The 24,919-nt window shown below is 38.4% G+C and carries 30 protein-coding genes; 4 read left to right on the top strand and 26 right to left on the bottom strand.

Features of this window, described 5'->3' with window-relative positions; genetic code table 11:
* Genes hisA through B1R93_RS11870 form a run of 6 tightly spaced genes read right to left on the bottom strand, consistent with a single transcriptional unit; the run spans window position 1 to window position 5,056 of the window.
* Window positions 1–735, bottom strand: a complete 735-nt coding sequence (gene hisA / locus B1R93_RS11845) for a 1-(5-phosphoribosyl)-5-[(5-phosphoribosylamino)methylideneamino]imidazole-4-carboxamide isomerase (protein ID WP_088104165.1) — start codon at window positions 733–735, stop codon at window positions 1–3.
* Window positions 728–1,372 (bottom strand): imidazole glycerol phosphate synthase subunit HisH, encoded by a 645-nt coding sequence (gene hisH, locus B1R93_RS11850; protein ID WP_088104166.1) that lies wholly within the window; start codon window positions 1,370–1,372, stop codon window positions 728–730. The genes hisA and hisH overlap by 8 nt, the downstream gene beginning before the upstream one ends.
* Window position 1,373: 1 nt before the next feature.
* Entirely contained in the window at window positions 1,374–1,964 is a 591-nt protein-coding gene (hisB, locus tag B1R93_RS11855; RefSeq protein ID WP_088104167.1) for an imidazoleglycerol-phosphate dehydratase HisB, read from the bottom strand.
* Entirely contained in the window at window positions 1,964–3,235 is a 1,272-nt protein-coding gene (hisD, locus tag B1R93_RS11860; protein WP_088104168.1) for a histidinol dehydrogenase, read from the bottom strand. Before hisD ends, hisB begins: the two co-directional genes overlap by 1 nt.
* Window positions 3,232–3,870 (bottom strand): ATP phosphoribosyltransferase, encoded by a 639-nt coding sequence (gene hisG / locus B1R93_RS11865; protein ID WP_088104169.1) that lies wholly within the window; start codon window positions 3,868–3,870, stop codon window positions 3,232–3,234. The genes hisD and hisG overlap by 4 nt, the downstream gene beginning before the upstream one ends.
* 1 nt (window position 3,871) lies before the next feature.
* Entirely contained in the window at window positions 3,872–5,056 is a 1,185-nt protein-coding gene (locus B1R93_RS11870; protein WP_207634153.1) for an ATP phosphoribosyltransferase regulatory subunit, read from the bottom strand.
* Between the two features lie 394 nt (window positions 5,057–5,450).
* Between B1R93_RS11870 and B1R93_RS11875 the strand changes: the two genes are divergently transcribed.
* Window positions 5,451–6,902, top strand: a complete 1,452-nt coding sequence (locus B1R93_RS11875; RefSeq protein WP_088104170.1) for a methyl-accepting chemotaxis protein — start codon at window positions 5,451–5,453, stop codon at window positions 6,900–6,902.
* A gap of 119 nt (window positions 6,903–7,021) precedes the next feature.
* Here the strand turns inward: B1R93_RS11875 and B1R93_RS11880 are convergent, their stop codons facing one another.
* The 17 genes from B1R93_RS11880 to lepB all read right to left on the bottom strand — a co-directional run bounded on the left by B1R93_RS11880 (window position 7,022) and on the right by lepB (window position 18,708).
* Window positions 7,022–7,324: a TIGR04104 family putative zinc finger protein gene (locus tag B1R93_RS11880; RefSeq protein ID WP_165763796.1), complete on the bottom strand. Its 303-nt coding sequence runs from the start codon at window positions 7,322–7,324 to the stop codon at window positions 7,022–7,024.
* An 89-nt stretch (window positions 7,325–7,413) separates the two neighbouring features.
* Window positions 7,414–8,118 carry a class I SAM-dependent methyltransferase gene (locus B1R93_RS11885; RefSeq protein ID WP_088104172.1) on the bottom strand — a complete coding sequence of 235 codons (705 nt, stop codon included), beginning with the start codon at window positions 8,116–8,118 and terminating at the stop codon, window positions 7,414–7,416.
* Between the two features lie 130 nt (window positions 8,119–8,248).
* On the bottom strand, window positions 8,249–8,431 hold the full coding sequence (locus tag B1R93_RS11890; protein ID WP_088104173.1) for a hypothetical protein: 183 nt from the start codon (window positions 8,429–8,431) through the stop codon (window positions 8,249–8,251).
* Complete coding sequence (locus B1R93_RS11895) at window positions 8,424–8,639, bottom strand: LbetaH domain-containing protein (RefSeq protein WP_088104174.1); 216 nt, start codon at window positions 8,637–8,639, stop codon at window positions 8,424–8,426. Before B1R93_RS11895 ends, B1R93_RS11890 begins: the two co-directional genes overlap by 8 nt.
* 23 nt (window positions 8,640–8,662) lie before the next feature.
* Window positions 8,663–9,154: a GNAT family N-acetyltransferase gene (locus B1R93_RS11900; protein WP_088104175.1), complete on the bottom strand. Its 492-nt coding sequence runs from the start codon at window positions 9,152–9,154 to the stop codon at window positions 8,663–8,665.
* A gap of 66 nt (window positions 9,155–9,220) precedes the next feature.
* Window positions 9,221–10,309 (bottom strand): CapA family protein, encoded by a 1,089-nt coding sequence (locus B1R93_RS11905; protein ID WP_088104176.1) that lies wholly within the window; start codon window positions 10,307–10,309, stop codon window positions 9,221–9,223.
* A 374-nt stretch (window positions 10,310–10,683) separates the two neighbouring features.
* The gene (locus B1R93_RS11910) at window positions 10,684–11,403 is read right to left on the bottom strand and encodes a polysaccharide deacetylase family protein (RefSeq protein WP_088104177.1); all 720 of its coding nucleotides are present in this window, start codon (window positions 11,401–11,403) and stop codon (window positions 10,684–10,686) included.
* Between the two features lie 220 nt (window positions 11,404–11,623).
* Window positions 11,624–11,884: a hypothetical protein gene (locus tag B1R93_RS11915; protein WP_088104178.1), complete on the bottom strand. Its 261-nt coding sequence runs from the start codon at window positions 11,882–11,884 to the stop codon at window positions 11,624–11,626.
* A 210-nt stretch (window positions 11,885–12,094) separates the two neighbouring features.
* Complete coding sequence (locus tag B1R93_RS11920) at window positions 12,095–12,703, bottom strand: hypothetical protein (RefSeq protein WP_165763797.1); 609 nt, start codon at window positions 12,701–12,703, stop codon at window positions 12,095–12,097.
* 5 nt (window positions 12,704–12,708) lie between these two features.
* The gene (locus B1R93_RS11925; protein ID WP_088104180.1) at window positions 12,709–13,482 is read right to left on the bottom strand and encodes a hypothetical protein; all 774 of its coding nucleotides are present in this window, start codon (window positions 13,480–13,482) and stop codon (window positions 12,709–12,711) included.
* A 365-nt stretch (window positions 13,483–13,847) separates the two neighbouring features.
* The gene (locus tag B1R93_RS11930) at window positions 13,848–14,573 is read right to left on the bottom strand and encodes a DUF6843 domain-containing protein (RefSeq protein ID WP_088104181.1); all 726 of its coding nucleotides are present in this window, start codon (window positions 14,571–14,573) and stop codon (window positions 13,848–13,850) included.
* 121 nt (window positions 14,574–14,694) lie between these two features.
* Window positions 14,695–14,955, bottom strand: a complete 261-nt coding sequence (locus B1R93_RS11935) for a hypothetical protein (protein ID WP_088104182.1) — start codon at window positions 14,953–14,955, stop codon at window positions 14,695–14,697.
* A gap of 128 nt (window positions 14,956–15,083) precedes the next feature.
* Window positions 15,084–15,521, bottom strand: coding sequence for a hypothetical protein (locus tag B1R93_RS11940; protein ID WP_088104183.1), 438 nt, complete (start codon window positions 15,519–15,521; stop codon window positions 15,084–15,086).
* A gap of 157 nt (window positions 15,522–15,678) precedes the next feature.
* Window positions 15,679–15,903 carry a hypothetical protein gene (locus B1R93_RS11945; protein WP_088104184.1) on the bottom strand — a complete coding sequence of 75 codons (225 nt, stop codon included), beginning with the start codon at window positions 15,901–15,903 and terminating at the stop codon, window positions 15,679–15,681.
* Window positions 15,904–16,117: 214 nt separating this feature from the next.
* Window positions 16,118–16,567 (bottom strand): DUF4362 domain-containing protein, encoded by a 450-nt coding sequence (locus B1R93_RS11950; protein ID WP_088104185.1) that lies wholly within the window; start codon window positions 16,565–16,567, stop codon window positions 16,118–16,120.
* 325 nt (window positions 16,568–16,892) lie between these two features.
* Entirely contained in the window at window positions 16,893–17,780 is an 888-nt protein-coding gene (locus tag B1R93_RS11955; protein WP_088104186.1) for an SDR family oxidoreductase, read from the bottom strand.
* Window positions 17,781–18,093: 313 nt separating this feature from the next.
* The gene (gene lepB / locus B1R93_RS11960) at window positions 18,094–18,708 is read right to left on the bottom strand and encodes a signal peptidase I (protein ID WP_088104187.1); all 615 of its coding nucleotides are present in this window, start codon (window positions 18,706–18,708) and stop codon (window positions 18,094–18,096) included.
* A gap of 420 nt (window positions 18,709–19,128) precedes the next feature.
* Here lepB and B1R93_RS11965 point away from each other — a divergent pair, with 420 nt between their 5' ends.
* Window positions 19,129–19,911 carry an alpha/beta fold hydrolase gene (locus B1R93_RS11965; protein ID WP_088104188.1) on the top strand — a complete coding sequence of 261 codons (783 nt, stop codon included), beginning with the start codon at window positions 19,129–19,131 and terminating at the stop codon, window positions 19,909–19,911.
* A gap of 184 nt (window positions 19,912–20,095) precedes the next feature.
* On the opposite strand, the gene B1R93_RS11970 is transcribed toward B1R93_RS11965, so the two are convergent.
* Genes B1R93_RS11970 through B1R93_RS11980 form a run of 3 tightly spaced genes read right to left on the bottom strand, consistent with a single transcriptional unit; the run spans window position 20,096 to window position 23,948 of the window.
* Window positions 20,096–21,208 (bottom strand): GerAB/ArcD/ProY family transporter, encoded by a 1,113-nt coding sequence (locus B1R93_RS11970; protein WP_088104189.1) that lies wholly within the window; start codon window positions 21,206–21,208, stop codon window positions 20,096–20,098.
* Between the two features lie 5 nt (window positions 21,209–21,213).
* Entirely contained in the window at window positions 21,214–22,398 is a 1,185-nt protein-coding gene (locus tag B1R93_RS11975; RefSeq protein ID WP_165763798.1) for a Ger(x)C family spore germination protein, read from the bottom strand.
* Between the two features lie 23 nt (window positions 22,399–22,421).
* Window positions 22,422–23,948: a spore germination protein gene (locus tag B1R93_RS11980; RefSeq protein WP_245308270.1), complete on the bottom strand. Its 1,527-nt coding sequence runs from the start codon at window positions 23,946–23,948 to the stop codon at window positions 22,422–22,424.
* Window positions 23,949–24,056: 108 nt separating this feature from the next.
* On the opposite strand from B1R93_RS11980, the gene B1R93_RS11985 reads away from it, so the two are divergent.
* Window positions 24,057–24,257: a hypothetical protein gene (locus B1R93_RS11985; protein WP_088104191.1), complete on the top strand. Its 201-nt coding sequence runs from the start codon at window positions 24,057–24,059 to the stop codon at window positions 24,255–24,257.
* 202 nt (window positions 24,258–24,459) lie between these two features.
* Complete coding sequence (locus B1R93_RS11990) at window positions 24,460–24,903, top strand: GNAT family N-acetyltransferase (RefSeq protein WP_088104192.1); 444 nt, start codon at window positions 24,460–24,462, stop codon at window positions 24,901–24,903.
* Window positions 24,904–24,919 lie beyond the last annotated feature (16 nt).

The raw sequence follows: 24,919 nt of genomic DNA on the forward strand, positions 1-24,919 counted from the left end.
TTACTCTCCCCCTTGAAGCGCTTCTTCCAACGTGAATTGGTTCGTGTAGAGCGCTTTTCCAACAATCGCCCCAGCCACTCCTTTTTCAGCTTTCGTACGAAGCTCAGTTAAGTCCGCTAGTGAGCTCACCCCGCCTGATGCGATGACCTCTTTTCCAGTCGCAACTGCCAAGTTCGTAATGGCTTCTGTATTCGGGCCAGATAGCATGCCATCTCGAGAAATATCGGTGAAAATAAACACTTCAGCCCCATATCGTACAAGCTCCTGCGCTAGCTCCTCAGCTTTAACAGAAGACGTTTCTAGCCAGCCCTCTGTTACCACATACCCATCACGCGCATCTAAACCAATCGCAATACGTTGGCCACCATACTTAGCAAGCATTTTTTTCGTGAATTCCGGATTATTCACCGCGACACTCCCAAGAATGACACGGTCAACGCCTTGCTCTAAATAATACGCAATATCTTCAGCTGTACGAATACCTCCACCAACTTGAACTTTCGCATTCAGCTCTTTCGCTACACGGACAACATGCTCATGATTGACACGTTTTTTCGCCTTCGCACCATCAAGATCAACCATGTGAATCCACTCTGCCCCTGCATCCGCAAAAGACTTTGCCATATCAAACGGAGAATCTCCATATACTGTTTCTTGATCATAATCGCCTTGGACAAGACGGACACATTTTCCATCTCTCATATCAATTGCTGGATAAATGATAAACTTACTCACGTCCTGCCACCTCTTCTTCTACTAATTTACCAAAGTTCTTTAAAATGCTCATTCCTACTGTACTACTTTTCTCTGGGTGAAATTGCGCCCCCATCACATAGCCCCGTCCAACAACGGCAGGAACCTCTTTATAATAATCACTTGTTGCAAGTAAGACAGATTCATCATCTGTGTTTACTACATACGAGTGAACGAAATACACATGTCCTTCATCGACTCCATCAAGCAACGGATGGTCAGCGTCTTTAAATGTCAACCTATTCCAGCCCATATGTGGGACTTTATACGTTTCGCCAGACTCCGTTTTTCCAGAGAAACGCTCAACACGTCCAGGTAATAAGCAGATCCCTTTTGTGTTCCCGTGCTCTTCACTTTCTTCAAATAAAAGCTGCATCCCAAGACAAATGCCAAGCAATGGTCGTTTCGCAAACGCCCAATCTTGTAAAAACGCAGCTAGTCCTGTTTCATTTAAGATGTTCATCGCATCTGGGAAGGCACCAACACCAGGTAAAATTAAACCATCAACCTCAGCTAGCTCCTCAATGCTATCGGACAAAATATAGTCCAGCCCAAGACGCTCTAGTGCTTTGCTGACACTATGCAAATTTCCCATGCCATAATCGACAATTCCAATCATGTTACAACATTCCTTTCGTAGAAGGTACACCTTTCACACGAGCGTCAATCGTTGTTGCTTCATCAAGTGCGCGCGCCAATGCTTTAAAGATTGCTTCAATAATATGATGCGTGTTGTGACCGTAATGAACAATGACATGAAGGTTCATACGCGCTTCCAGAGCGAGCTTCCATAAAAACTCATGTACAAGCTCGGTATCAAACGTCCCTACCTTTTGACTCGGGAATTCTGCACGGAATTCAAGATGCGGACGGTTGCTTAAATCAACGACAACCTGCGCTAATGTTTCATCCATCGGAACAAATGCATTTCCGTAGCGCTTAATGCCTTTTTTATCTCCTAGTGCTTCTTTTAACACGTGCCCAAGACAAATGCCAATATCCTCTGTTGTATGGTGATCATCAACCTCAACATCGCCTGTCGCATCAATCGTTAAGTCGAAGTGGCCATGCTTCGTGAACAAGTCAAGCATGTGTGTCATAAACGGAACACCTGTCTCGAGCTCCGACTTTCCTTCACCATCAATAGTGAAATCTAATTTAATTTGTGTTTCTCCTGTATTACGTTCTATTTGAGCACGACGTTGTTCCATTATTCATCCTCCATTCGAATGTCGATCGCACGGGCATGCGCCTCTAAGCCTTCAAGGCGTGCTAATGCAGATATTTGAGCGCCGTTTGCAAGCAGCGCTTCTTTGCTATAAGAGATAATACTCGATTTTTTCGTAAAATCATCGACGTTTAACGGACTTGAAAAACGAGCCGTTCCGTTTGTCGGTAGTACGTGATTTGGTCCCGCAAAATAATCACCGACGGGCTCTGAACTATACGCTCCAAGGAAAATTGCCCCAGCATGACGGATTTTACCGACTAGCTTCATCGGATCAGCTGTTAAAATTTCTAAGTGCTCAGGTGCCAATTCATTGACAACCTCAACCGCTTCGGCCATATCCACGGCAACATAAATTACACCGTAGTCTTCAATGGACTTCGACGCAATCGCACGCTTCGGTAACGTTGCAAGCTGGTTCTCTACCTCGACCGCTACTTGTTCCGCAAGTGTCTGCGACGGTGTAACTAGAACAGCCGAGGCCATTTCATCATGCTCCGCTTGCGACAGCAAATCAGCCGCAATATAGCGTGGATTCGCCTCTGCATCAGCTAGCACCACGATTTCACTCGGACCCGCAATCATATCAATGTCGACTTGACCAAAGACAGCACGCTTTGCTAACGCAACATAAATATTTCCCGGCCCTGTGATTTTATCGACATTCGGAACGCTTTCCGTCCCATATGCTAATGCTGCGATTGCCTGAGCACCACCGACCTTAAAAATGTGCTTCACACCTAATTCATTTGCCGTTACAAGCACGCCTGCTGGTAACGTTCCATCCGCTTGAGGCGGAGACACCATTACGATTTTCTTCACGCCAGCGACCTGTGCGGGAATGACGTTCATCATAATCGATGAAGGGTACGCTGCTTTTCCGCCTGGAACATACACACCCACTGAATCTAATGGCGTAATTTTTTGCCCAAGTACGGTTCCATCTTCTTTCGTTGTCATCCATGATTGACGTGTTTGACGTTGGTGAAAGTCACGAATATTGTCAATCGCTTGACGCAACGCTGCTAAAATGGTGTCATCAATCTTTTCATAAGCAGCCTCAATTTCACCCTGTGACACTTCTAATGTAGAAAGCCGTGCTTTATCAAACGTTTCTGTCAATGTGAACAAGGCCTTATCGCCTTGCTCTCTCACCTGTGCAATGATATTCGCAACAGCATCTCGTTGCATTTCTGTGCCCGTATCTAAACTGCGCTTGATACTGACTTGTTTATCAACGGCTACAATTCTCATGCCTCTTCCCCCTCAATCACTTTTGACAAACGCTCGACCATCTCATCAATCCGCTCATCCTTCATCCGATAGCTAACAGGATTTACGATGAGGCGAGAGGTAATCGGAACAATCGTTTCCAGTTCAACAAGCCCATTTTCCTTTAGTGTACGCCCCGTTGATACAATATCAACAATCCGGTCCGCCAGCCCAATTAACGGTGCAAGCTCAATCGATCCATTTAGCTTAATAATTTCAACTTGTTCGCCCTGCTCTTTAAAATATTGCGTTGCTAAATTCGGATATTTTGAAGCCACCTTAGGATTAATATCCTCTTTCGTATAACCAGGCAGTCCAGCAACCGCTAAATAACACTCACTAATTTTCAAATCAAGGACTTCATATACATCTCGCTCTTCCTCAATCATCGTATCTTTACCAGCAACACCAACATCAGCAACACCGTGTTCCACATACGTCGGAACATCCATCGGCTTCGCTAAGATGAAACGCATATTTTCTTCTGGTACATCGACAATGAGCTTTCGAGAATCATCGAATTCCGCCGGCAAATTGTAGCCACACTTCCGTAATAGCTCAACCGCCTCTTCAAAAATCCGTCCCTTCGGCATCGCGACAGTTAACATATCACTCATCCTACTCGCCTCCTTTCTTTGTCTTTCCAATACAATAAATTACATCTGAGTATTGCTCAGACATGCGGTCAACATCTGAAATCCCCGCTAAATCCTGTAAAACAACAACTTCTCCATTTGCTCGCTTATCTGTTGCAAGAGCAATCGCTTCTTGACGATGATCCTTGCTAAAAATAATACATGTCTTTTCTCGTCTTTCAACTGTTTTCCCGATAGCTTCTACTAATAGATCAAGTCGAACACCGAAGCCAGTCGCTTGCGCCGGACGGTTGAATTTTTCGAGTAACTCATCATAGCGTCCACCACTACATAACGGTACACCTAACCGATCGCCACCATAGCCTTCGAACACGGTTCCGGTATAATAGCTCATATGAAGCACAAGATTTAAATCAAATTTTACATACTCATCAATCCCATAGCTTTCAAGCACTTCCCACAGCTGGTTTAACTCCGCTAACGCCACCTCGCCTTGCTCGGTTTGCACAAGCTTCGATGCTTTTTGAAGCGCATCTTTTCCGCCACGTAGCTTTAATAACCCAAGTAGACGACCTTTATCAATCGATGATAATGGCAGGTTTTTCACATGCTCACGGAAGCCAACATAATTTTTTTCATATAAATAACGACGCAAAGCATCGGCGCGATCTTCATTTCCGACGACATCTAATAGTAATGCGTTCACATAGCCAACATGGCCAATCGCAATTTTAAAATTCGATAAACCCGCTCGTTTTAATGAAGCAACCATTAACGCGATGACTTCACCATCAGCACTTACGGTTCCATCACCGATCAATTCCACCCCAACTTGTTCAAACTCTGCCGGCTTCCCACCTTCATGCTGCTGCGCACGATACACATGTGATTGGTACGCCAAACGAATCGGGTACTCTGCTCCCTTTAAGCTTGACGCCACAAGTCTTGCGATCGGCGCCGTCATATCCGGACGTAGCACAAGTGTATTACCTTGTTGGTCTAATAACTTAAACAGCTGTTGATCTAGAATTGCCGATGCCACTCCTACTGTTTCATAATACTCTAGTGTCGGTGTTTCAATGGTTTGATAGCCCCAGCCTTCCATTTCCAACTCAAGCTGCTCACGAATCTGCTTTTTCGTTTCATATAATTCAGGTAACGTATCCCGCATTCCAATTGGTTTTTCAAACATAAATGGTTTTGACATGCTTACACCCCAGTTCGCTCATTTCATTTATTTTAACATTTATTCGACGCTTTAGTTCGCTAATATACTACCAAGATAAAGTATAATCTCAGTTTACACGGCAACAGAGAACACGTCAATAAAAACAACCTTCATTATTTTTGTAGAATGGCCCAAAAATAGACTACGATTAAGAGCATGCAGATTCAATTAATTAAAATGAACAATGATAAATGCATAAGAAAAAACGGACAGCGATTGCCGAACTGACTCAATCATAGAGAGTTTAACAATAGTTATTTAGTCTACCAAAAAAATGTTGTTTAATGTCGAATTTTGCAATTGATAAATCTTAGGTCATAGGATAAAATGAGTGGATAATAGAAACACTTACCTAAAAGTAGGAGGAGACAGCATGAATGAATTAACGGTACAACAGGAAACAGTAAGAGGGAAAAACATGTATATGTTTTACTTTTTAGTGTTAAATACGATCTTCAATATACTCGTTACGTTCACCTTAGGTGGATCAACATTAGTAACGATTATTAATCTTGTATTATGCACACTAATTGGGGTGTTACATTTTAAGAAAATAGCCATAAATTCGATTCCGTATCTTGCACTTATAACATTAAATTTATTTTTTAGTATTATTGTTTTCACAGCTCCACCTGGGGTTGATTTAACAATGCTTTATTATCTAACTATCGTTTTAGCAGCTTTTTATCTTGATAAAAAACTATTTTACATCGGTAGCGCTTTAACGACTGGCACATATCTCACTTATTTTGTAACATTTAACCTCGAACCTGCTGCTCTTATCGGCTTTGGTATTCTTTATTCCTTACTTTTTATCGTTTTATTATTAATTGTTTTAATTGCCCAAAAGAACGACCAAAAAATCAAAGACATGCAAGCTCAATTACTTACAAAGCTAGAAGGTGAACAACAAACGAAGGAACTTCTTGAGAAAAACGGACAAGCGATTGTGATTCAGCTTGACACCATCCAAACAAAGGCTAGTGAAAATGTCACATCCTTTAGACAAATGAACGATTCTATTCAGGAAGTGGCATCAGGGACTAATATTCAATCTCAAACATCAAATGCAATTCTTGAAACAGTTGCTAGAACAAACAATCGCGTAAAAGATATGTTAGTCAAAACAGATGAGCTACGTCAATATTCTGAAGTGGCCGAGCAAAACTCGAGCCTTGGGGCAGAGCAAGTCGCGTTATTAGAAAACCAAGTATTACACTTCCAAAAGCTTATCGAAGACATGTCTAAGGATATGGAAAGCCTTAGTGGGATGATTGCTCAATCCGTTAGCTCGTTGGAATCGATTCAACAAATTACATCACAAACGAATTTACTTGCACTAAATGCCTCAATTGAAGCTGCTAGAGCAGGTGAAAGTGGTAGAGGATTTTCTGTTGTCGCATCTGAAATCCGTAAGCTTGCGGAAACAACGGAGGAAACAGCGAAAAATATTTCAGTTAACCTTACCAACATTGAACAAAACAACATCTTAACACAAAATCAAATGAAGACCATTGCCGATGAAATGAAAACAAACATTAATACAACACATAAGACAAAAGAGGCCTTCCAGCACATTGATTTTGCGGTCGAATCGTTAATGAACGAGTTTAAAGCATTTTCAACCATTGCCGGCCAAATTGGTTCAGATTCCAATCAAATTGAACAATCCGTAACGGAATTCGCAAGCATCATTGAACAAACAACGGCTTCACTCCAAGAAGTATCAAGCACAGTTCAATTACAACTACAAACAAATTCCGACTTAAATCAAACCATCCAAGAAACGTACGATGGTGTTCTACAAATGACATCGAAAAAGTAAACCTCATGTAAAAAAGGGCTGTGCCAAAAAGGTTAACAAACAACCTTTTGGCACAGCCTTATCTTTCTTTATATTCATCAACCTACTCCGGCAAAATGAATCAGCCTAACAGAGGAAATCTAATACTTTTCCTGCTGGTTCGCTTTATATTTCGCAAAATAAGGAAAAAGCAGCAGCACTATAAGAGGTAATAAAACAGCTAGCACCATTCCTAAATAAAAAGAAACTTTACTTACATAAGAGATTACAAATAATACGATTAACCCTGTTATAGCACCTAAAAGTAGCCTTGTTTGTATCGTAATAGAATGTCGAGTTTGACATCTACTACATTCCAATGGTTTATATGACCACCGAACACCCTTCTGAATTTCTCTCCAGGTGAATGGCTGACCACAAATCTCACACTTTTGGATTCCCAAAAAATCACCTCTCAAGCATGTAACGCATCAAGAATTATATAACGGAAGAACAACACTTTAATAGAAGCGTTGCAATATGAAAAAACCTTTTACTTTTTCTCCACCACATATGTAATAGCATTTGTCTTTAATAATACAGGCTTATCATGACGGACGATTTCAAATTCCAATGGTTTAACTAATTGGTTTTTAACGTCCCAGCCTTCATAAATCCTGTTTAATTTAGTTAGCATATACTCAGTTGGCAGGTTGATCTCTATTAATGCATCAAGTTCTTTGCCCGTTTCCATATCAAGTTCAATCACTTCTGAATTAACAATGATACAATTAATTCCGCCAGATTTTGTGCCTTCCACCATTTGTTGAATCACGTTATCAAATATTTTTTCAGTCATAACATGCTCTAAACTAGAAACAGCAACGATGTAATCGAATTCAGCTTTCTTTATCCGAACATTCCCTATGTCCGCTTTTTCTGTTTCGATTACATGGTCCACTCCAAATTCTCTACTATACTTCTCTAATTTCTCAATGGCTGAATCTAATAAATCGACACAAACAACTTTCCCACTACGTTCTTTAACTTTCTGTGCTATCGGAATACTGTTTCTCCCAACGCCAGACCCTAGATCCAGAATTTTAAGGTTATCTCTACCCTCAAACGACGCTAGGAAGTCCATTACGGTTTTTACCGGTTTATATAACCACGAACCTTTCTCAAATAACTTGTAGTTCTCATAGCAAAAATCATGGTACTTTTTTTCTTCATTCCGAATAAATTGTATTCGACTCATGAGCTTCCCCCTGAAATTTATATATCACACCTTTATCATAACACCGTCTTTCCCTATATTGGATATTTTTTCAAAATACAATTTCTATAACAATCTCTTTCATATTTTGTGAGAGTTCATACGTTGTTACTTATTCATTTTCATCTCGTGCCCACTTTACTACAAATCGTAAAGCAAATAATAGGAATACTAATCCACCGAGCCACCCGATAATTGCTAAATATCCCCCGTAATCTTTTAACACCATTCCTCCTGCAATAAAGGCATTTCCTAAAAGGACAAATAGAATGGTCAATTTTCGATTTTCACTCAATCTCTTTCTCCTTTCCGGCCACTTCTCCCTTATCGTTACTTAAGAAAAAGCAATTCCTCTTCTTAGAAGGATTACTGCCTACTACAACGTTAGCTGGTACTTTAATGACAACTGCGCCTGCAATAACAGCATTATCTCCTATGTTGGACACTTGGATTGATAGCAAAGGATGAGTGGGCATATAGATATCTACACTGGGTTCAAGCATACAACGATCTCCAAAATCTCACTTCACATAATAACTTCAAATTCATAAAAAGCCGTTGGATACTTACCTAAGATAACTTCTTCTCTTACCTTTTTAAACCCCTGTTCTTCATAGAAGTTGCATAACTTCATTCTATCCGCTGCACAATCAAGCCTTAAATACCTTTTATTCTTTTTTTCCGCTTGTAGTTTCGCCCATTCCACCATTTGTTGCGGTAGTCCCTTTTTCGCAAACTTCCTGCGAATCGCAAGCTTATGTAAATAGAGTGAAGGAGTTTCATCTGACCAAAGTAGACTATCTTGTTCTTGAAGTATAACAGCTACCGCTGACTCGTTATTAACAAACCCAATAAACAAATCCTTCACGGTATTGTTTTTTAATATGGTATCGATTGAAAGCTGGTTATCGCTCCACATTTCCATCTCATTATTTCTTAACCATTCAGCAGCTTCTTTGAGAATGGAAGAGAACTCTTTCAGTTCACTCTCTAAAATCCCTCTAATTTTTAATTCCATTGTTTTCAACTCCAATTGAGAAGTAACTTCATTTCCTAAACTCTCGCCGTTAACGAAATGAGGTTCTTAATTAGGTAAATACTCTCCTTCTTCAGTCCATTCGCCACCTTTTGATAAGGAAGAAAGGCGTTTCATAATATTCTCACTTTCCTGATTATCTGCCGTCCAGACTGCTCCCATATCAATTTTCATCGGGTATACTTTTGCAGTTTGCTTCCCATCCTCATTAATCGCCACCTGTAAAACAACGCTTTGTCTTGCAAGTTCTTGATGACTGTTTGTAAAGATAAAATTACCTAAACTGTAGGCAATAAGCTTTCCTTTGTAGTATTCAAGCCCCTGCAGCACATGAGGATGGGAACCTATGACCATATCTACTCCCAAATCAATTAATTGACGGGCCATTTCTCTATCAGCTGTTTCTGGAGTATCCGCTAATTCTTTCCCCCAATGCATATAAACGACCGTTATATCTGAATTTTCTACTGCTTGCGTGGCCAGTTCATACACTCGTTCATCTTGATACCCACTTGCAAGTCCTGGCTGTTCCTTTCGTGCATACCAGGAAACAGACGGTAACACACGACTAAATCCAAGAAACGAAACGGTTTTTCCTCGAATCGTCATTTGCTTTGATTGATAAGCTTCTTCCTCGTTAAAGCCGCCACCGACGTATGTAATATCATGTTCTGTAAGAGTGTTAAGTGTATCTTCAAAAGACTCTGTTCCAAAATCCAAACTATGGTTATTAGCAACGGTGACCATATTTACCCCTGCCCATTTCATTCCTTTAATAAGGTCAGGATGACTTCGGAAAGCATACGTTTTATTCGTAGGTTCACCTCTTAAACTAACTGCTGTTTCAAGGTTAACCATAGCTATATCACTTTCCTCAAGATATGGCCTTGCTTGTTCCCACGGAAATTGATAGCCTTTTTCTTCTAAAATGGGTGCGACATTACCGGCAGCCATCGTATCACCCGCAAACGAAAAGGTTATTGGCGGCTCAGGTTCTATTTCTTTTTGTGGTGCAATATCGTCTTGATTCTGCAGTGGCTGTCGTTCCCGGGAGATATCTTCTTCATTTTGAGCACATCCCGTACATACGAAAATTACTACAGGAACAATGAATAACAAACAAAACCTCTTTACCATGCAAGTTACCTCCTGATTGACGTTTTAAAATTAATGATTTTGTAATCGTAACAGAAAAAGCCTTTGTAATGAATTCAACCTTTAACTTACTCCCATAGTACTAGAACAGAAAAAGGAACTGCCGAAGCAAATTCCTTTTCAACGAACGTTTGGATTCATAAGTAGTGTAGCTAGCTATGATCGTTGGACTAGTTGGTTCATTCATTAATCTATTTAGGAAACACAATAAATAGACGTCCTATTATGGCGGAGCGCCTCAAAAAGGTAGATGTTTATCTTTTGGGACACCTCTGCATATTAACTTTTTAATAAGAAAAGCCATACTCTCTTTTTGAAGTATGGCTACTTGTTAGCGGAATACCCTTATTATGGCATCATTCTTTATTTTCGTAATTTAATAGTTCAGACACTGTTAGAAATGAATAGCCTTGCTCTTTTAACGAAGTAATAATACCTTCTACTGAGATTAGCGATTCTATCCTGCTTTCATACATGACATGCAATAAGATGATGGAACCCGGTTCTATATTTTCTACAACATGGTTAACAATTTCATTTGAGTCAGTAGCTATTTTAGGATAGGATTCAGGCTCTAAATTCCATAAAATCGTATCCCTATCTTGTTTAAATAAATAATATGGTAGCAACACTAACCTTTTACCAAATGGAGGGCGGAAAGTGATTTCACCTTCATATCCAATTTGACGTATCAACTCATCTGTTTTCTCTATTTCTTCTTTGATAAAAGAAGGGGATTTAAAAACCATTCGTTGATGTGAATATGAGTGATTTCCAATTTCGTGCCCGTCTTGTACAATATTTTTCGCATCCTCAAAATAATTAACAATTTCATTTCCCGTTAAATAGAAAGTAGCTTTAATATCATGTTCTTTCATAATATTTAGTATTTCATATGTATTTTCCCCAGGACCATCTTCAAAGGTTAATGCTACTACTTTTTCGTTTGTTTCTACACTCGTAATCAGACCACCAAAAAGTTGTAACGTTCTTGATTTAGCTAGTTCATTTAATAAATAACCTATACCCATAAATAGAATAATGGCAATACTAAGACTTATTATTGTTTTTTTCATGCTTCCTCCCATTTAAACTACTTTCACCTTAGTATAGATTACTATCATTCATTAACTCCTCTTACATATTTTTCTGCGTCTCCATTAATTAAACGGTCTTAACCCTAATGAGTATAGGACTAAGACCGCTTGAAATTTATTATTTCCGTTGTCTACTTGACTGGGGGACAGTTCTTTTTAAGGATTGCCTACTTTAATTCTAATAATTTTATTGCTCTAATTAGCCAATATAAAACAACCCAAGGAAAAACAAACTTTGTACTCCATTCAATAAAATGAATGATGACAAAAAAATGATAACCGAAAGATTGCAAACAATATAAAGAACAAATAGTGTTGAAGCAACAATAATGGAATACTTCCTCGTAGAACTTAAGCGGAAACGTCTAATAATAAAATAACTAATTACAATTACAAAATATACGATAAGTGCTGTAACAAAAAAGGGATATACAATCGCCCAAAACTCTCCTGTAAACATCGTCCCCTCCTACTTGAAAGACTTATGCCTATTTCTATATATTAATATATTTCTTTAATTAGTGGGAAATTTTGATTCTTCTACATTAATAGTTTTGCCGAGGAGAATCTACATATTTGCATCGTAAAATTCTTTTTAAAAACCACTTTTTCGTGGTGGCATATTACATACTTCTAGGCTTTGAAGGAACAACCGTACCGGTTTACACCCTCAAAGAGCCTCCTTTTCCTCTATTTCATTTGTTCCGCTGATTATTTGTAAAGCCTTGGTAACAGTTTGCACAATTAATAAATAGAATACAGGCAGCACTAATTCAACGACAGAAGCAATTAACCAAATGACTCCGATAATGGTTTCAGATGCACTGCCAATCAAAATCTCCATGACAAATCTCGATATAAAATACAAAACAAAATAATAAGGAATATAACGACTTAACTGGTTAGCAAGCTCTTTCGTCACGTGCCTCGTTTCAAATTGTCTCGCCATTGTTGAGTAAATGTTCCACATTCCCCAAATGTTATAAATAGGAATTAGTATTCGAAGTAAAGCCCCACTAGGTGAAATAGGATACTTGATATAGAAGTGATTCAAATCTAAATGAACCTTATAAATCCAAATTAAGTAAAGAACAATTAAAATAAAGGAGATTCCATTAAAAAATAATGTGATAAATTGATCAAATGGTAAAATGCTTTCGTAAATATTTTGATGAAAGGTATAAAAATATGTATTGATTAAAGCAATCCCACCAATAATTATTGTTGTCCATAAAAAGATTCGTAAAACCTTACCGATTGAGTTTGAAACAAGCCTCACTTGATTCATCCACCTTTCTTTCTATATAAATTTTCTAAGTAATCAATAGCCTCATCTAACGTAGCTACTGGAATGACGTTCAAAGATAAATCCTCTTTTTCAACTACTTCAAACGCTTCTAGTTGATTACTTTTTGTCTCACCGTAATACTCTCGGTGTTTTGGTACAAAAAAAATGTCTACTTGGTTCTGTTCTGCTGTGAGTAGTTTGTGACGAATGGCCCCTACTTCTCCTACCGTGTAATCTGAGTTAATTGTTCCTGTTCCCGCAATAAGAAGCGATTGGTTACGAGAATAATCTCTACCATTCCATTCTTCAAATAAACCAATAGCTACCATTAACCCAAACGAATCGCCGCTATATAAAGAAGAATGCTCTAAAATCTCACTCACCCGCGAATAAAGTATATTAGACTCACTAGATTCCTCAGGAACAGATAGCGAAACCGCGTTAAAAATTGCATCCTCTTTATAAGATTCCATCTCCTCCAATTGCTCATTATAATAAGCATATTCTAATGGACTGATAGGAGTAAATTCTACATCGGGATAAGAATTCTGAAATGCTAATTTCTCAAAAAGGTTTGTAGTCACTCCTGAATTTACATAAGTAAAAAAAACACTCCCCCTAATACCCAACTCTTCAACAGAAACAACATCTCCAGTTGCAACAAATTCTTCATGCTTAGGGAAAAGAAAGGCTAGAGAAAAGCCCAAAACAACCGACATCAAGACCATACTAATTTTAACTTCTTTAGATAGTTTAGGAGCAACACTCATCTACATTCACCTCCTTACAAAAGAATTACGACAATAGACATTATATCGGAAAAACCCATCATTTTATTAAGAAAAAAAGAAATAATACCCAAAAAAAATAGGACAAAACAAGTTTGTCCTTAGAAAAAGTAGTACGACATTCCTATTATGTTTCTATTCCTCAAAACAATAGAGAGTTCAGAAAATGAGAGATGGCGATACCAGAAAGTTACCAGTAGTTCAATACTTCACTAGTCACAATGAATTTGCAGAAAAGCGAAAAGCCAAGAAAGGCAATAAATATTTAAAATCCGCTCTAACTGAATGTGCCCTCTCTATTCACCGCTCAAAAAACTACCTTGGATGGCAAAAAGAACAGCTCCCTTCTAGAAAGGGCTCTCGATTCCGTAATATTCCTTTAAAATTTTTCTAATTATCTTTTCATAATTACCACTATCTTTACTATGCATTTCCTTCATAAATTCTTCACTGCAATAATTCTGCGTTAATTTAAATCCTGTATAGCTAAAATTAATCTTTTTATTACCTTCATCAAATGTTTCAAATCCACCTGTACCAAAACCACTAACACACGTATTACTTATTAGAGTTCGATTACCTTCTTTATCTACATAATAATACTTATCCGTAACAGTTCCATAATCCAAGTCGGGTGTGGAAGTGATAAAATATCCTTCATCATTTATCTTATGAACAGTATAACCTTCTTCCGTTTCGACTCTTGGTGCCCCTGGGATATTATAGAATGCAAAAACATCACCTTCATATCCTTGAGGAATTAAATATATATCATACGTTTCAGTGCTTGTAACACTAATAAAAGTATATATTGCTGGTATTGTTATAGCTCCTGCCGCTAAAATGCTTAAGCCTATTCTAGTTCCATTAGAAAAGCGTTTAATTTTCTCTAGCAGCATATAAATAATAAAAGAAATTGTGCCTAATGCTAAAAAAATTGGTGTAAAGTAATACAATCCCCAAAAAACACTTTCTTCGAACGAGAAATAATACGTATCAGGTCCTCTTTCTGACAAAGAAATGTAAACAATTGATAAAATCACAGACAGCAACATTACTTTTAGTAGTCTCACAGAAATTGCCCCTTCTCTAATAACTAATATAACTAACCTCATAATGGTAACAAAATGAATAACTAAAATTAACTACGACGTGATACTATTTTTGGCTTTGTAATTTCTCATTAATAAATAACTATTCTTCTATTTCAACTACTTGATTACCGAACCAATGTATATAACCACAACGCACACATAATAAAGTATGAGCAGACTCATTTAGCCAATCCAAATCAAAAAATGTCAAACCTCTTGTGTTGAGCAGGGCTTTTCCTAGTTGAAACGTTTTATTCTTACAATGGACACAGGTAATTTGAATTTCATTAGATTTATACTTGCGACCAACAGCTTTATTTAACTCCATTTCTTGAGCCTTTTTTTCACCTTCTATTCTCAACCTTTCTAACTCTTCTTTACTATAATAAATATTAATCCACTCCCTCAATAATAGTAATCATCATTTTGATTCATTAACCTATTTCTTCATTCGAACAAAAAAAACGATTCTTTTTCTCCTTTTGAGTCCTATCTATCTTCTATACTTGGAATGTGTCGTAAAAAGGCGTCTACTTCACTCATGTCGGAAGTCTGTAATAGAACTCCCGTGTTATCTAGGACGATAAAAGTTGGGAATTTATCTATGTTTAGAACTTCGATTTGTTCTTGAACATGCTCTTTTTTTCGAACGCCAAATACATGAAGTTTCTCAAGCTGAAGTTTCTCATTCATCGTTTCATAAACTTCGTATTGGCATTGAAGATTTTCATCTTCTGTTTTCTCCATTTCCGATTCACTTGGAAATCCATTCGGGAAATTAAAATAGGCATACATATGATATTGTCCTTCTTCAGGTGGTTTCAGTTGTCCAATAACCCGAACCTCTTTGGCTTTCTCTAAATTCGAACAACCTCCCATCAGTAATAAGAAAACAACTAGATATGAATAAAATAATTCTATTCGCATTTCAATCCCCTCCGTAATACATAGCTTAATGATAACATTTAACCCATTACATTTTTTTGGAGAATATATGGAAAACCGGATATAGACACTTTTTTATTTAGTGTCTATATCCGGTTTCAGTTTTACTAAATAAGTAGGTTTTGAATCCAAATATAAGCTAATTATGGATGACAGAGAGTATGCGTTTGAAGGGAAGTAATTTATTAGCAGCACTAAATTTATCCAATTCTGATTTGTCCTTGAACAGCTTTTCTAAATCAGTATAGGTTCGTAATCCCTTTAATATATTTACAATAACATTCTTAAGCGTATCCTTCTCAATCGCTGAAATTAGATTTGCATTTATAACCAGCCATTCAAAGCTTTTCGTTTCATAATCCAAATCAAAATTCCACCTTAAATACTGATAGCCTAGTTCCGGTATATCATTGCAATTAGAAAAAATATCATTACAGGTTTCTATTGCTATACTTTTATTTTTTATCTTAACCACCAACTTGTTTTATTAATAAACTAAAATTAACTAAAAGGGTCATTTCAGTTTTACACCAACCGTTAAGATAACATCTTACTATCAATTTGAAAAGAGCGTGTCGCTATTTCCATGTAACTAATATAGTATTATCAATTATAGTTTCACAGCCTTCAAGAATGTAGTCCGTTCTCTCACTAGTTTCAATCACTTCAATTGAGGCACAAGTCGTAGTATTTATACTTCCTACTCCAAATTGATCTCTCCGTGTATCGGTTGTTGATTTTATCACTTTACCATCATATTCAAGATCCTGAAGCATAGGGTCACCTTCTGTTGTATATTTAACTACTCGAATATTATCTTTTTGCCCGAGTTTAACCTTATCTAGGAATTCGATAAATCTCTGAATGTTATTAATTTCACCATGCTTATCAACTACATCTGCAGATGAAGGTATATATTCTTGAACGTTCTTTTGTGCTTGCTTCATTTTAATTGGAGAGGTCTCTGTAGTTTGACAACCTACCATTAAAACAAGTAATAGAACAACACGAACCTTTATCGTTTTCATAACTGTTCTCCCCTCTTTTTTGAATGCTTCTTGTTCTAAATAATGATGTTCCGATTCCGAATTAAGGACGTAATTAAGAGAATTAGTAAGAAGATTCGCTTGTTAAGCGTTAATTAAACAAGAAAGCGATGCTCTTGTCTTTCAAGCATTGCACATCGTTTTTCAAGCATTTCCCCTTCAATTTTTTTATCGAATCGTCAAAACAACCATTCTAACTGTTAACCCTGAGAATAATGTTCCAGCCGATTTATTTTAATGTTCTAAAAAAACCATTAGTTTGCCTTCCCTTCAAAAATTTACAAACCTTTTGACTTACTCCCTCTTCCTAACTGCCCGTTCTCATCCCCCCATTAACATGAAGCATTTGACCCGTAACATAACTCGAATCATCACTTGCTAAGTACACATAGGCGGGGGCAAGTTCATACGGCTGGCCAGCTCGCTTCATTGGTGTCCCATACCCAAAACTCATCATTTGTTCAGCAGGAAAACTTGAGGGGATGATCGGTGTCCAAATCGGTCCCGGCGAAACACCATTTACACGAATTCCTTCATGAACGAGATCCATTGCAAGCGAACGGGTAAATGTAATAATTGCGCCCTTTGATGTAGAGTAATCGAGATTTCCTTGCTGTCCTTCATACGCCACTGCCGAACCTGTGTTTATAATCGAACTTCCTCGTTTTAAATAAGGTAAGGCGGCTTTCGTTAAGTAAAAATAAGAAAAAACATTGGATTGAAACACTCGGAGAAGCTGCTCAGAAGTTATTTCCGTTAGCCGTTCCCTCGGGTAAGATTCCGCACAGTTATTTACAATAATATCTATTTTGCCGAACTCCGCTAAGGCTTGCTGTACGACTTGATAACTTGTCTTTTCTTGTCCTAAGTCTCCTGCAATGACTAGGCAACGTTGTCCTAATTGCTCAACACGCTGTTTTGTTTCAAATGCATCCACATGCTCATTTAAATAGGCAATGACGATATTTGCCCCTTCCTTAGCAAAGGCATACGCAGTTGCCCTTCCGATACCGCTATCTCCACCTGAAATGATCGCTACTTTCCCCTGTAATTTCCCTGTTGCTCGGTAGGTACCAATTTCCGAAATAGGTCTAGGTACCATCAACCATTCAATCCCTGGATGAAAGGGCTGATGCTGTGGCGGGAATTGAACAGGTATCCTTTCCGTTCTTACCACATATTGTTGCAGCTCCATTTTTCTGCTCCCTTCTAGGTGTTATTTGTTAACTTATGCCTAGAAAAGGAGTTTAGTTCGTGCCTATCTTTTTGAATATAGAGGTTATCATGAACAGCCTAGTTCTTCTCATGTCGGATATTATAATTTTGAGGTTAAATGCTTCTTAAATATTGATTAGTCTATATTTAACTTTCAACTTTATATTTTTTACCGGATAATTTATAAATTGAAACTAGAAGAGAGGGCGCAGCAACTAAAATCGTCGTTCATTTTAAATCCCCTACAATTTGAATTATTTACCTAACTACTTCTTCAATACTGTTAAAAAACCCTAAAAGCTGGTGATTTTATTTATAGGGTAGTATCTAAAAATCACTTTGCCAATGACATGTTCTCTTGGTACTGGACCAATCTCTCTACTATCCTTACTCCCATTTCGATTATCACCCATTACAAATACATAATTATCTGGGACAACTATCGTTTCAAAAGGAAATGCCATCTCTTCTTTTATGTAACTTTCAACTAATTCGATTCCGTTACGATAGATCTTCCCATCGTTAAATTCTAGCGTATCTCCAGCTTCACCAATGACTCTTTTTATCCAATGTGTTTTTTCATTATTTTCTCTTAAAATCATGTTCACGATTGTACTTTCGGTGAGATGATCTTTTAACGACCTTTTTCGGTTAACACGACTATCGATAATGACCATGTCGTTATACTTAGGTTCATCTAAAATGTAGGCACTTTTGAAAATCATGACACGATCCCCCGGTTTATCTTCATTTATAGGGTCTGTCCCGTCCAGTGTCGGTTCCATCGAACGACCGCTTACTGAAAATGGTTGTACAATAAAGGTACTAATAAGAAATGAAATGATGAATGCAACTAAAATAGCCTTACCCCAATTTACTATTTCTGTCATAACTTTTGAACGTTCCATTTTAAAACACCTCACTCAAAACAAATTAAATGTATTCCCTTCTTAAAAAGACGTTTTCAACTGACATAAAGTTTCAAAAAGTTGGTTAAATCCCAATCTAAATAGAAAACGCATGTCCATAAACAACTGGAAAAACCTTGAATAACAGAACCGGAATAAAGGGATAGTAAGAACAAATAAACAAGTTAGCGGGCACTGAAAAAGGGTGCTTTTCCCTTTTTCAGTGCCCGCTAAGCAATGTGCGGAGCCGTTGCCATCTTTTTAAAAGCCTGCTCTGAGTGGGTTTCTCATAGCAGGCGAGCAACGTGTGGAGCCATTGCTACTTAATAACAACCACTGAAAAAGAGTGCTTTTCCCTTTTCCAGTGCCCGTCTGTTCACCCTTCACCTGAGGGATAAACATAAGGAGATGAACACAAGTATGCCCTTTGCCAAAGAAAGACGTCAGCCTGCTATTTATTATGAAACAATCGGGAAAGGAACGCCGATTATTTTTATTCCACCGCCGGGTGTGGGGCATCTAACATTTCGTTACCAGGTTGAGTTAATAGATGAATGTAAGCTGATTACGTTTGATATAAGAGGCGATGGTCAAAGCGGTCGAAGTTCCGAACCAATGACGATGACACAGCTTGCTTACGATGTTAAACGAGTGTTAGATGCCAACCGAGTACGTAAAGCTGTTATTTGTGGTTACTCAAACGGAGCCTGCATCGCCCAAGAATTCGCACTCACTTATCCAGAACGGACAGTCGGTCTTATTCTCATCGGTGGCTATTTTGCAGTGAGAAGCTTTTTATTAGAAAAGGAATATCAGATCGGAATATGGGCTGCCAAAAATGGATTAATGACGCTCCTGGCAGCAGGTCTAGCTAAAAACCATTTTTCTGATAATCAAGCTGCCAAGGAACACTATCAAGAAATCAAAAAAACGAATTCACAAATGCTAGCCGAGCAGTACCATGTTGGCTTGCATTACAGTAGCGCAGATCGACTTCACCAAATAAACGTTCCATTGCTACTCATTTACGGTGCAAAGGATTATTACATCCAGTCCTATCAGTACCTATTTCGGCGGTTAATTCATGATGTAGAAGTGGTGTATATCCAACAAACAAAGCATCAAGTTCCAACAAAGGCCTCGCACGAATGCAATGCGGTCATAAGAAGCTGGCTGAAACGAAAAAAATTACTTCCTTCTTAAAAGGCACAGTCGTAACACTCGCTTCAACGAAAAGAGGCCGTTCCAAAAGGTTGTTTTTAAGAGGGCACTGAAAAAGGGTGGGTTTCCCTTTTTCAGTACCCTTTTTTTTAAACCTTTTCGCACAGCCTTCATGCACTCTTTAAGCTTTTAAGACAGCCCTTTTTCGTTATTAAGCTATCAAAGATTATGATGAGACTTCCTTTGCTCCGCCTTTCCTCTTTAAAACCAGTCCTAACAAAAAGATGACAATCGGAACGCCAAATGTAATTGGCATGGCGATGGGTGGCCAGTAATACGTCAACAAATCCATTGCTCGGTTATGATCGCTAACGACCCAGTAACCGAATCCTCCCATAATGAGACTGACAGGAATAAATAATCCGTTTATTTTCTTCATTCCTAATAGATGCTTTACCGAAATCGTTCCACACAGCAAACACATCATCACTTGTATTAAGGCTGACATGGCGAAAAAAATGACCATAATCAGTTCATAACGGTGAATAAACAAACCTATCTCTGCACTTCTCGCCATTTGCATACAGGATACCAAATACTGCCCTGTTAACTCAGGAGATAATACACCAACCTCGAGAATCGGCCACATCAGAATAAGTAATCCGCTATATATCATGGCTACTCTCGATGATTTCGTCCACTTTTCTTTCTCTTTTACCATAGGTAGTAAGATCGCTACCATAAATATTGCCATCGCCCAATCTGCATTATGATGCTTTGTGACTTCAACTGCATTAAAAAACCCATTTCTCAACACTGGGAAAAACTCTCTAATTGTAAAATAGTCAAGCGAGCCTAATAATAGGAGAATATTTAATATAATGATTGAAAACACACCTAGAAGTGCTAATCTAGAGATGACCTCAACCCCCTTCATAATACCGTAAATACCCACACCGACAATAAGGACGACAAAGATATAGATAGGTAAATCGGGTAAGAAGAAATCATGTAAATGATACACGACGGTAATCATGACTGTACCAAATGCCCCTAGAAAAAAAATGAAAATACACAGTCCTATTAATTTTTCTCCCCATTTCCCAGTGAGGACGTTCATATGCTCAAAAATATTTTTATCAGGGTAGCGCTTAATGATTTTAACCATTAACCACATAACCCCCAAGCCGAGGATGGTTGAAAATATCGTAATTAACCACATATCTCCCCCAGCCTGTCTCGCCAATATTCCCTGTGTAACGCCGATCGACTTAGCGTATACAATGTTAATAATAATCGCAATTAACATGCCATTCGATATTTGAATACGTCGTTTCATTTTATTCATTCCTTACTTGGTCTTGTTGGTTTCTCTAACAGCTGAGGATTATTTAAATGAACGGTTATATTGACATTGACCTCTACATCAGGAAATAACTCATCCCAATCGTCCTTTATCTCATTCCAATGCTGAGGATACTTTTCCCGAAACGTTCGGCCAAGCCGAATCACATCGACTTTGTATTCCTTTTGCACCATTTCAAGCATGGCTTCAATATCTTGTTCTAAATGTTTAATTACACCCTCTTCTAGTTTTTTCATCACATCGGTAATGTCTTGCTTAATAGGACAACCCAACTCCACCAAATCCAAATCGGATACAATTTCCACATCAAAGCGAGCCTTGCCATGTTCATAAATAGGGTCGATATTGAATTGATTATGCTTCAACTCAATACTCGCCTTTCCGTCTCCATTCGGGCAAGGTACTGGTATAATTGCATTTCCCACTTTTTCAACAAACCAAAGCATCCCTCTGCTTTCTCTCGGGCCTAATTTCCCGACCATCTTATCATCTCGAAAAACAGCCGTACCAAACAACTCCACTTGGGGGATACTACCAAACTCCTTTGGTTTAGTTGGGTCCACTCCTCTATCCCGTATATGAACAAGCGCCAAGTACGGGTGAATATTCTCACCTAGATAGGATTTTGACAATGTCATCATGTCCGTATTTGGTGCCTCCGATAAAATCGGACTGTATCTAAATAACTGGTCTAGTGATACTCCAGGAACCACTTCTAGCCCTGTTTTCATTGCAACAATTTCGCTTGCTTTTTTTTCGGTAACGACAACCCATGTCCTCATTCTCAATTCATTATTTCTTGAAAAAAAATCGATGAGATCGACAATTCCTTCCTTAGCTACTTCTTCACTAACGACAATGATAATGTTATGCCCCCAATATACCCTCCTCGAAGAAAATCTCGCTACATTACGAATTGCTTCAAAAATCGTATCCCCTTCTCCAGTAGCTGTCCAAATCGGTTCTCCTGTTCCCCCACCAGATCCCCCTTGGCCTCTCACATCTCCAGGTCTGGCAATTTGAGTAGTAACCGTAATTTTGTCATCTTCTCCCTTATCTAAACCTACCGCCATGACTAATGCCATATCATCAATTTCTGCCCTTGTCTCACAGCCTGAACAAAAAAGCAGGAATAGGCTGAGACTTAATACGAGTTTCTTCACCACAGTCATCTCCTCATAAAATCTTACCTCTTAGGAGAAGGTTTTTGGTTATCCCCTTCTCTTCGCTCATCCCCTTTCGCTGTACTCGGTCTTTCATCAAGCGTCCATAAAGGTGCTCTAAGCAATGAATCTTTTAGCTCAGTGCTGTTTAGTGGCATAACCGGGGAGAGATAAGGTTCTCCAAAGGAACGCAAGGAAATCGCATGAATAAGAAGCACAACAAAAACAACGGAGAAACCTAATAGTCCTAATGCTCCTGATGCAAGTAATAGTGGAAAACGAAGCAGTCGAACAGAAAACGATGCTGCATAATTTGGAATGACGAAAGAAGCAATTCCAGTTGTCGCGACAATAATCACCATGGCAGGAGAAACTAATCCGGCTTCTACGGCTGCTTGACCAATAATTAAAGAGCCAACAATACTAACCGCTTGGCCAATAGGCTTCGGCATTCGAAGTCCGGCTTCCCGCATCAACTCAAACGCAAACTCCATCACAAGAGCTTCTAAAACAACAGGCAGAGGAACAACCTCCCTGCCGGCTGCAATTGTAATCGCTAACGGTGTTGGCAGCATTTCTTGATGAAACCTAATTAACATCACATACAAGGAAGGTAAGCTTAAACTAATCATAAAAGCAAGGTAGCGAATGATTCGAAAAAATGTTCCCATCCAATAATGAGAATAATGATCGTCACTCGCATCAAGAAACTGCCAAAAGTGAGTCGGGACGAGTAAAACAAATGGGGTATTATCAACAAAAATAGCAACTCTCCCTTCATAAATCCCTGAGGCAACTTTATCCGGCCTCTCCGTACCTTGAACCGTGATAAATGGGGACGTCGGGGCATCATCGATTAATTCCTCGATATAGCCACTTTCAAGGATCGCATCAATTTTAATCCGCTTTAGCCGTTCTAGCACCTCATCGACTAAGCCATCTTTTACAATCCCTTCAATATAAGCAATCGCTACACTTGTCTTTGAACGTTGACCAATATTCATCGATTGCATCCGCAGCATCGGGTCCTTAATCCGTCTTCTCACAAGAGCGATATTTACGCCTATCGATTCAACGAAACCGTCTCTTGGCCCCCTTATGACTGGTTCTGTCTGAGGCTCATCGATTGAACGTTTCGTTCCTCCAGAAGTAGAAAGAACAACTGCATGTTCACATTGATCAAGCAATAATACTGTATCTCCATTCAAAATACTGTCGATAGCCTCCTGAAAGGTTTGCACTTCTTTTTTGACAGAAGCATAGATTTTACTTTTTGCTAACTCCGATAGAGAGGGACATTCCCTTTCCTCATGATTCGATAGATGCTTGTCGAGCTGCTTTCCGATTAACGGTGCCAAGATTGACTTATCAATCACGGTGTCATTCACCATTTCATTAAGGTATATAAGAGCAGCGTCCAAATTAAGGTCACCGATAATAAACTCTTTCTTTTGCAGGTCAGAAGGAGCACCTAGTATCAAATCAATCTCATCGATATTCTGTTGTAATCGAATGTACATGTTTTGATCTAAACGCTCCCTAATATTCATCACCATACTCCTCACATCACCTTTTCAAGTAGGGTTTGTTAATCTGCATAGATTATTCAATTACTGGGAAAATTTTAATTACAACAGTAGAGAGAGGATGTCGCTTTCATGAACCTGTTTAATACGTGGTTCTATCAAAACGTTTTAAATACGGAATGGCTTGTTTGGGGAATTATTATTACGACTCTAGGGTTCAATATTCTTTCTCCGATTTTTCTATGGTACAGCTTAACAGAAACGAAATTTCAATTTCGGCCCGTTCGCTTCATTAAGAAAATAACAGGGCAAGAAAAATCAAAAGGCTCATAGTTGATATACTTCTTAATTCAAAGAAAAGCACTTGCTCGTTGCAAGTGCTCGATTAAGATGATTCGATTTCATAATAAACACTCAAAATCTCGCGGATGATCGTATCTTCACTCTCTTCCATTAAAAAAGTTATTGCATAAATTTACATACTGTTGTAAATTTATGCAATAAACAATAAATGTAAAAGAGGAGAGGAACAAACATGGCCCTAATAATCAAAACGGTTGAACAAGAGGATGTAAACGAATTAACCCATTTAATGTATCAGTATATCGTAGACTTTTACAAAAGACCTAAACCACCTATTGAAAAGCTACATCGTTTAATTGAGACCTTACTAAAAAAAGAACAAGGAATTCAATTCATTGCCAAACAAGAGGGAAAGCTCGTTGGCTTTGCAACATTATATTTTAGTTTTAGTACGACAAAGGCAGATAAAATAACGATCATGAATGATTTATTTGTCATTGAAAACGCAAGAGGAACCGGAGTAGCTCAAGAACTGTTTAACGCTTGCGAGACCTTCACGAAAGAAAATGGCTATGCCTATATGGCGTGGGTCACTGCAACCGATAATAAACGTGCGCAAAGATTTTATGAAAAGATGGGCGGCTCTGTAGGAAACTGGTTGAACTATTCGATATAACTAACAGGAGGCTGTT

Origin of the sequence: Halalkalibacter urbisdiaboli (assembly GCF_002156385.1) — a bacterium.
Lineage (GTDB): Bacteria > Bacillota > Bacilli > Bacillales > Bacillaceae_D > Halalkalibacter_A > Halalkalibacter_A urbisdiaboli.

What these genes read in the sequence shown, in the direction of transcription:
- B1R93_RS11970 (WP_088104189.1), bottom strand. Translation starts at nt 21,208, where the DNA reads ATGAAACGACGTATTCAAATATCGAATGGCATGTTAATTGCGATTATT.
- B1R93_RS11875 (WP_088104170.1), top strand. Translation starts at nt 5,451, where the DNA reads ATGAATGAATTAACGGTACAACAGGAAACAGTAAGAGGGAAAAACATG.
- B1R93_RS11895 (WP_088104174.1), bottom strand. Translation starts at nt 8,639, where the DNA reads ATGCTTGAACCCAGTGTAGATATCTATATGCCCACTCATCCTTTGCTA.
- B1R93_RS11980 (WP_245308270.1), bottom strand. Translation starts at nt 23,948, where the DNA reads ATGAATATTAGGGAGCGTTTAGATCAAAACATGTACATTCGATTACAA.
- B1R93_RS11905 (WP_088104176.1), bottom strand. Translation starts at nt 10,309, where the DNA reads ATGGTAAAGAGGTTTTGTTTGTTATTCATTGTTCCTGTAGTAATTTTC.
- B1R93_RS11925 (WP_088104180.1), bottom strand. Translation starts at nt 13,482, where the DNA reads ATGAGTGTTGCTCCTAAACTATCTAAAGAAGTTAAAATTAGTATGGTC.
- hisG (WP_088104169.1), bottom strand. Translation starts at nt 3,870, where the DNA reads ATGAGTGATATGTTAACTGTCGCGATGCCGAAGGGACGGATTTTTGAA.
- B1R93_RS11990 (WP_088104192.1), top strand. Translation starts at nt 24,460, where the DNA reads ATGGCCCTAATAATCAAAACGGTTGAACAAGAGGATGTAAACGAATTA.
- B1R93_RS11910 (WP_088104177.1), bottom strand. Translation starts at nt 11,403, where the DNA reads ATGAAAAAAACAATAATAAGTCTTAGTATTGCCATTATTCTATTTATG.
- hisH (WP_088104166.1), bottom strand. Translation starts at nt 1,372, where the DNA reads ATGATTGGAATTGTCGATTATGGCATGGGAAATTTGCATAGTGTCAGC.
- B1R93_RS11940 (WP_088104183.1), bottom strand. Translation starts at nt 15,521, where the DNA reads ATGCGAATAGAATTATTTTATTCATATCTAGTTGTTTTCTTATTACTG.
- lepB (WP_088104187.1), bottom strand. Translation starts at nt 18,708, where the DNA reads ATGGAACGTTCAAAAGTTATGACAGAAATAGTAAATTGGGGTAAGGCT.
- B1R93_RS11885 (WP_088104172.1), bottom strand. Translation starts at nt 8,118, where the DNA reads ATGAGTCGAATACAATTTATTCGGAATGAAGAAAAAAAGTACCATGAT.
- B1R93_RS11955 (WP_088104186.1), bottom strand. Translation starts at nt 17,780, where the DNA reads ATGGAGCTGCAACAATATGTGGTAAGAACGGAAAGGATACCTGTTCAA.
- B1R93_RS11950 (WP_088104185.1), bottom strand. Translation starts at nt 16,567, where the DNA reads ATGAAAACGATAAAGGTTCGTGTTGTTCTATTACTTGTTTTAATGGTA.
- B1R93_RS11900 (WP_088104175.1), bottom strand. Translation starts at nt 9,154, where the DNA reads ATGGAATTAAAAATTAGAGGGATTTTAGAGAGTGAACTGAAAGAGTTC.
- B1R93_RS11870 (WP_207634153.1), bottom strand. Translation starts at nt 5,056, where the DNA reads ATGTCAAAACCATTTATGTTTGAAAAACCAATTGGAATGCGGGATACG.
- B1R93_RS11985 (WP_088104191.1), top strand. Translation starts at nt 24,057, where the DNA reads ATGAACCTGTTTAATACGTGGTTCTATCAAAACGTTTTAAATACGGAA.
- B1R93_RS11915 (WP_088104178.1), bottom strand. Translation starts at nt 11,884, where the DNA reads ATGTTTACAGGAGAGTTTTGGGCGATTGTATATCCCTTTTTTGTTACA.
- B1R93_RS11965 (WP_088104188.1), top strand. Translation starts at nt 19,129, where the DNA reads ATGCCCTTTGCCAAAGAAAGACGTCAGCCTGCTATTTATTATGAAACA.
- hisD (WP_088104168.1), bottom strand. Translation starts at nt 3,235, where the DNA reads ATGAGAATTGTAGCCGTTGATAAACAAGTCAGTATCAAGCGCAGTTTA.
- hisB (WP_088104167.1), bottom strand. Translation starts at nt 1,964, where the DNA reads ATGGAACAACGTCGTGCTCAAATAGAACGTAATACAGGAGAAACACAA.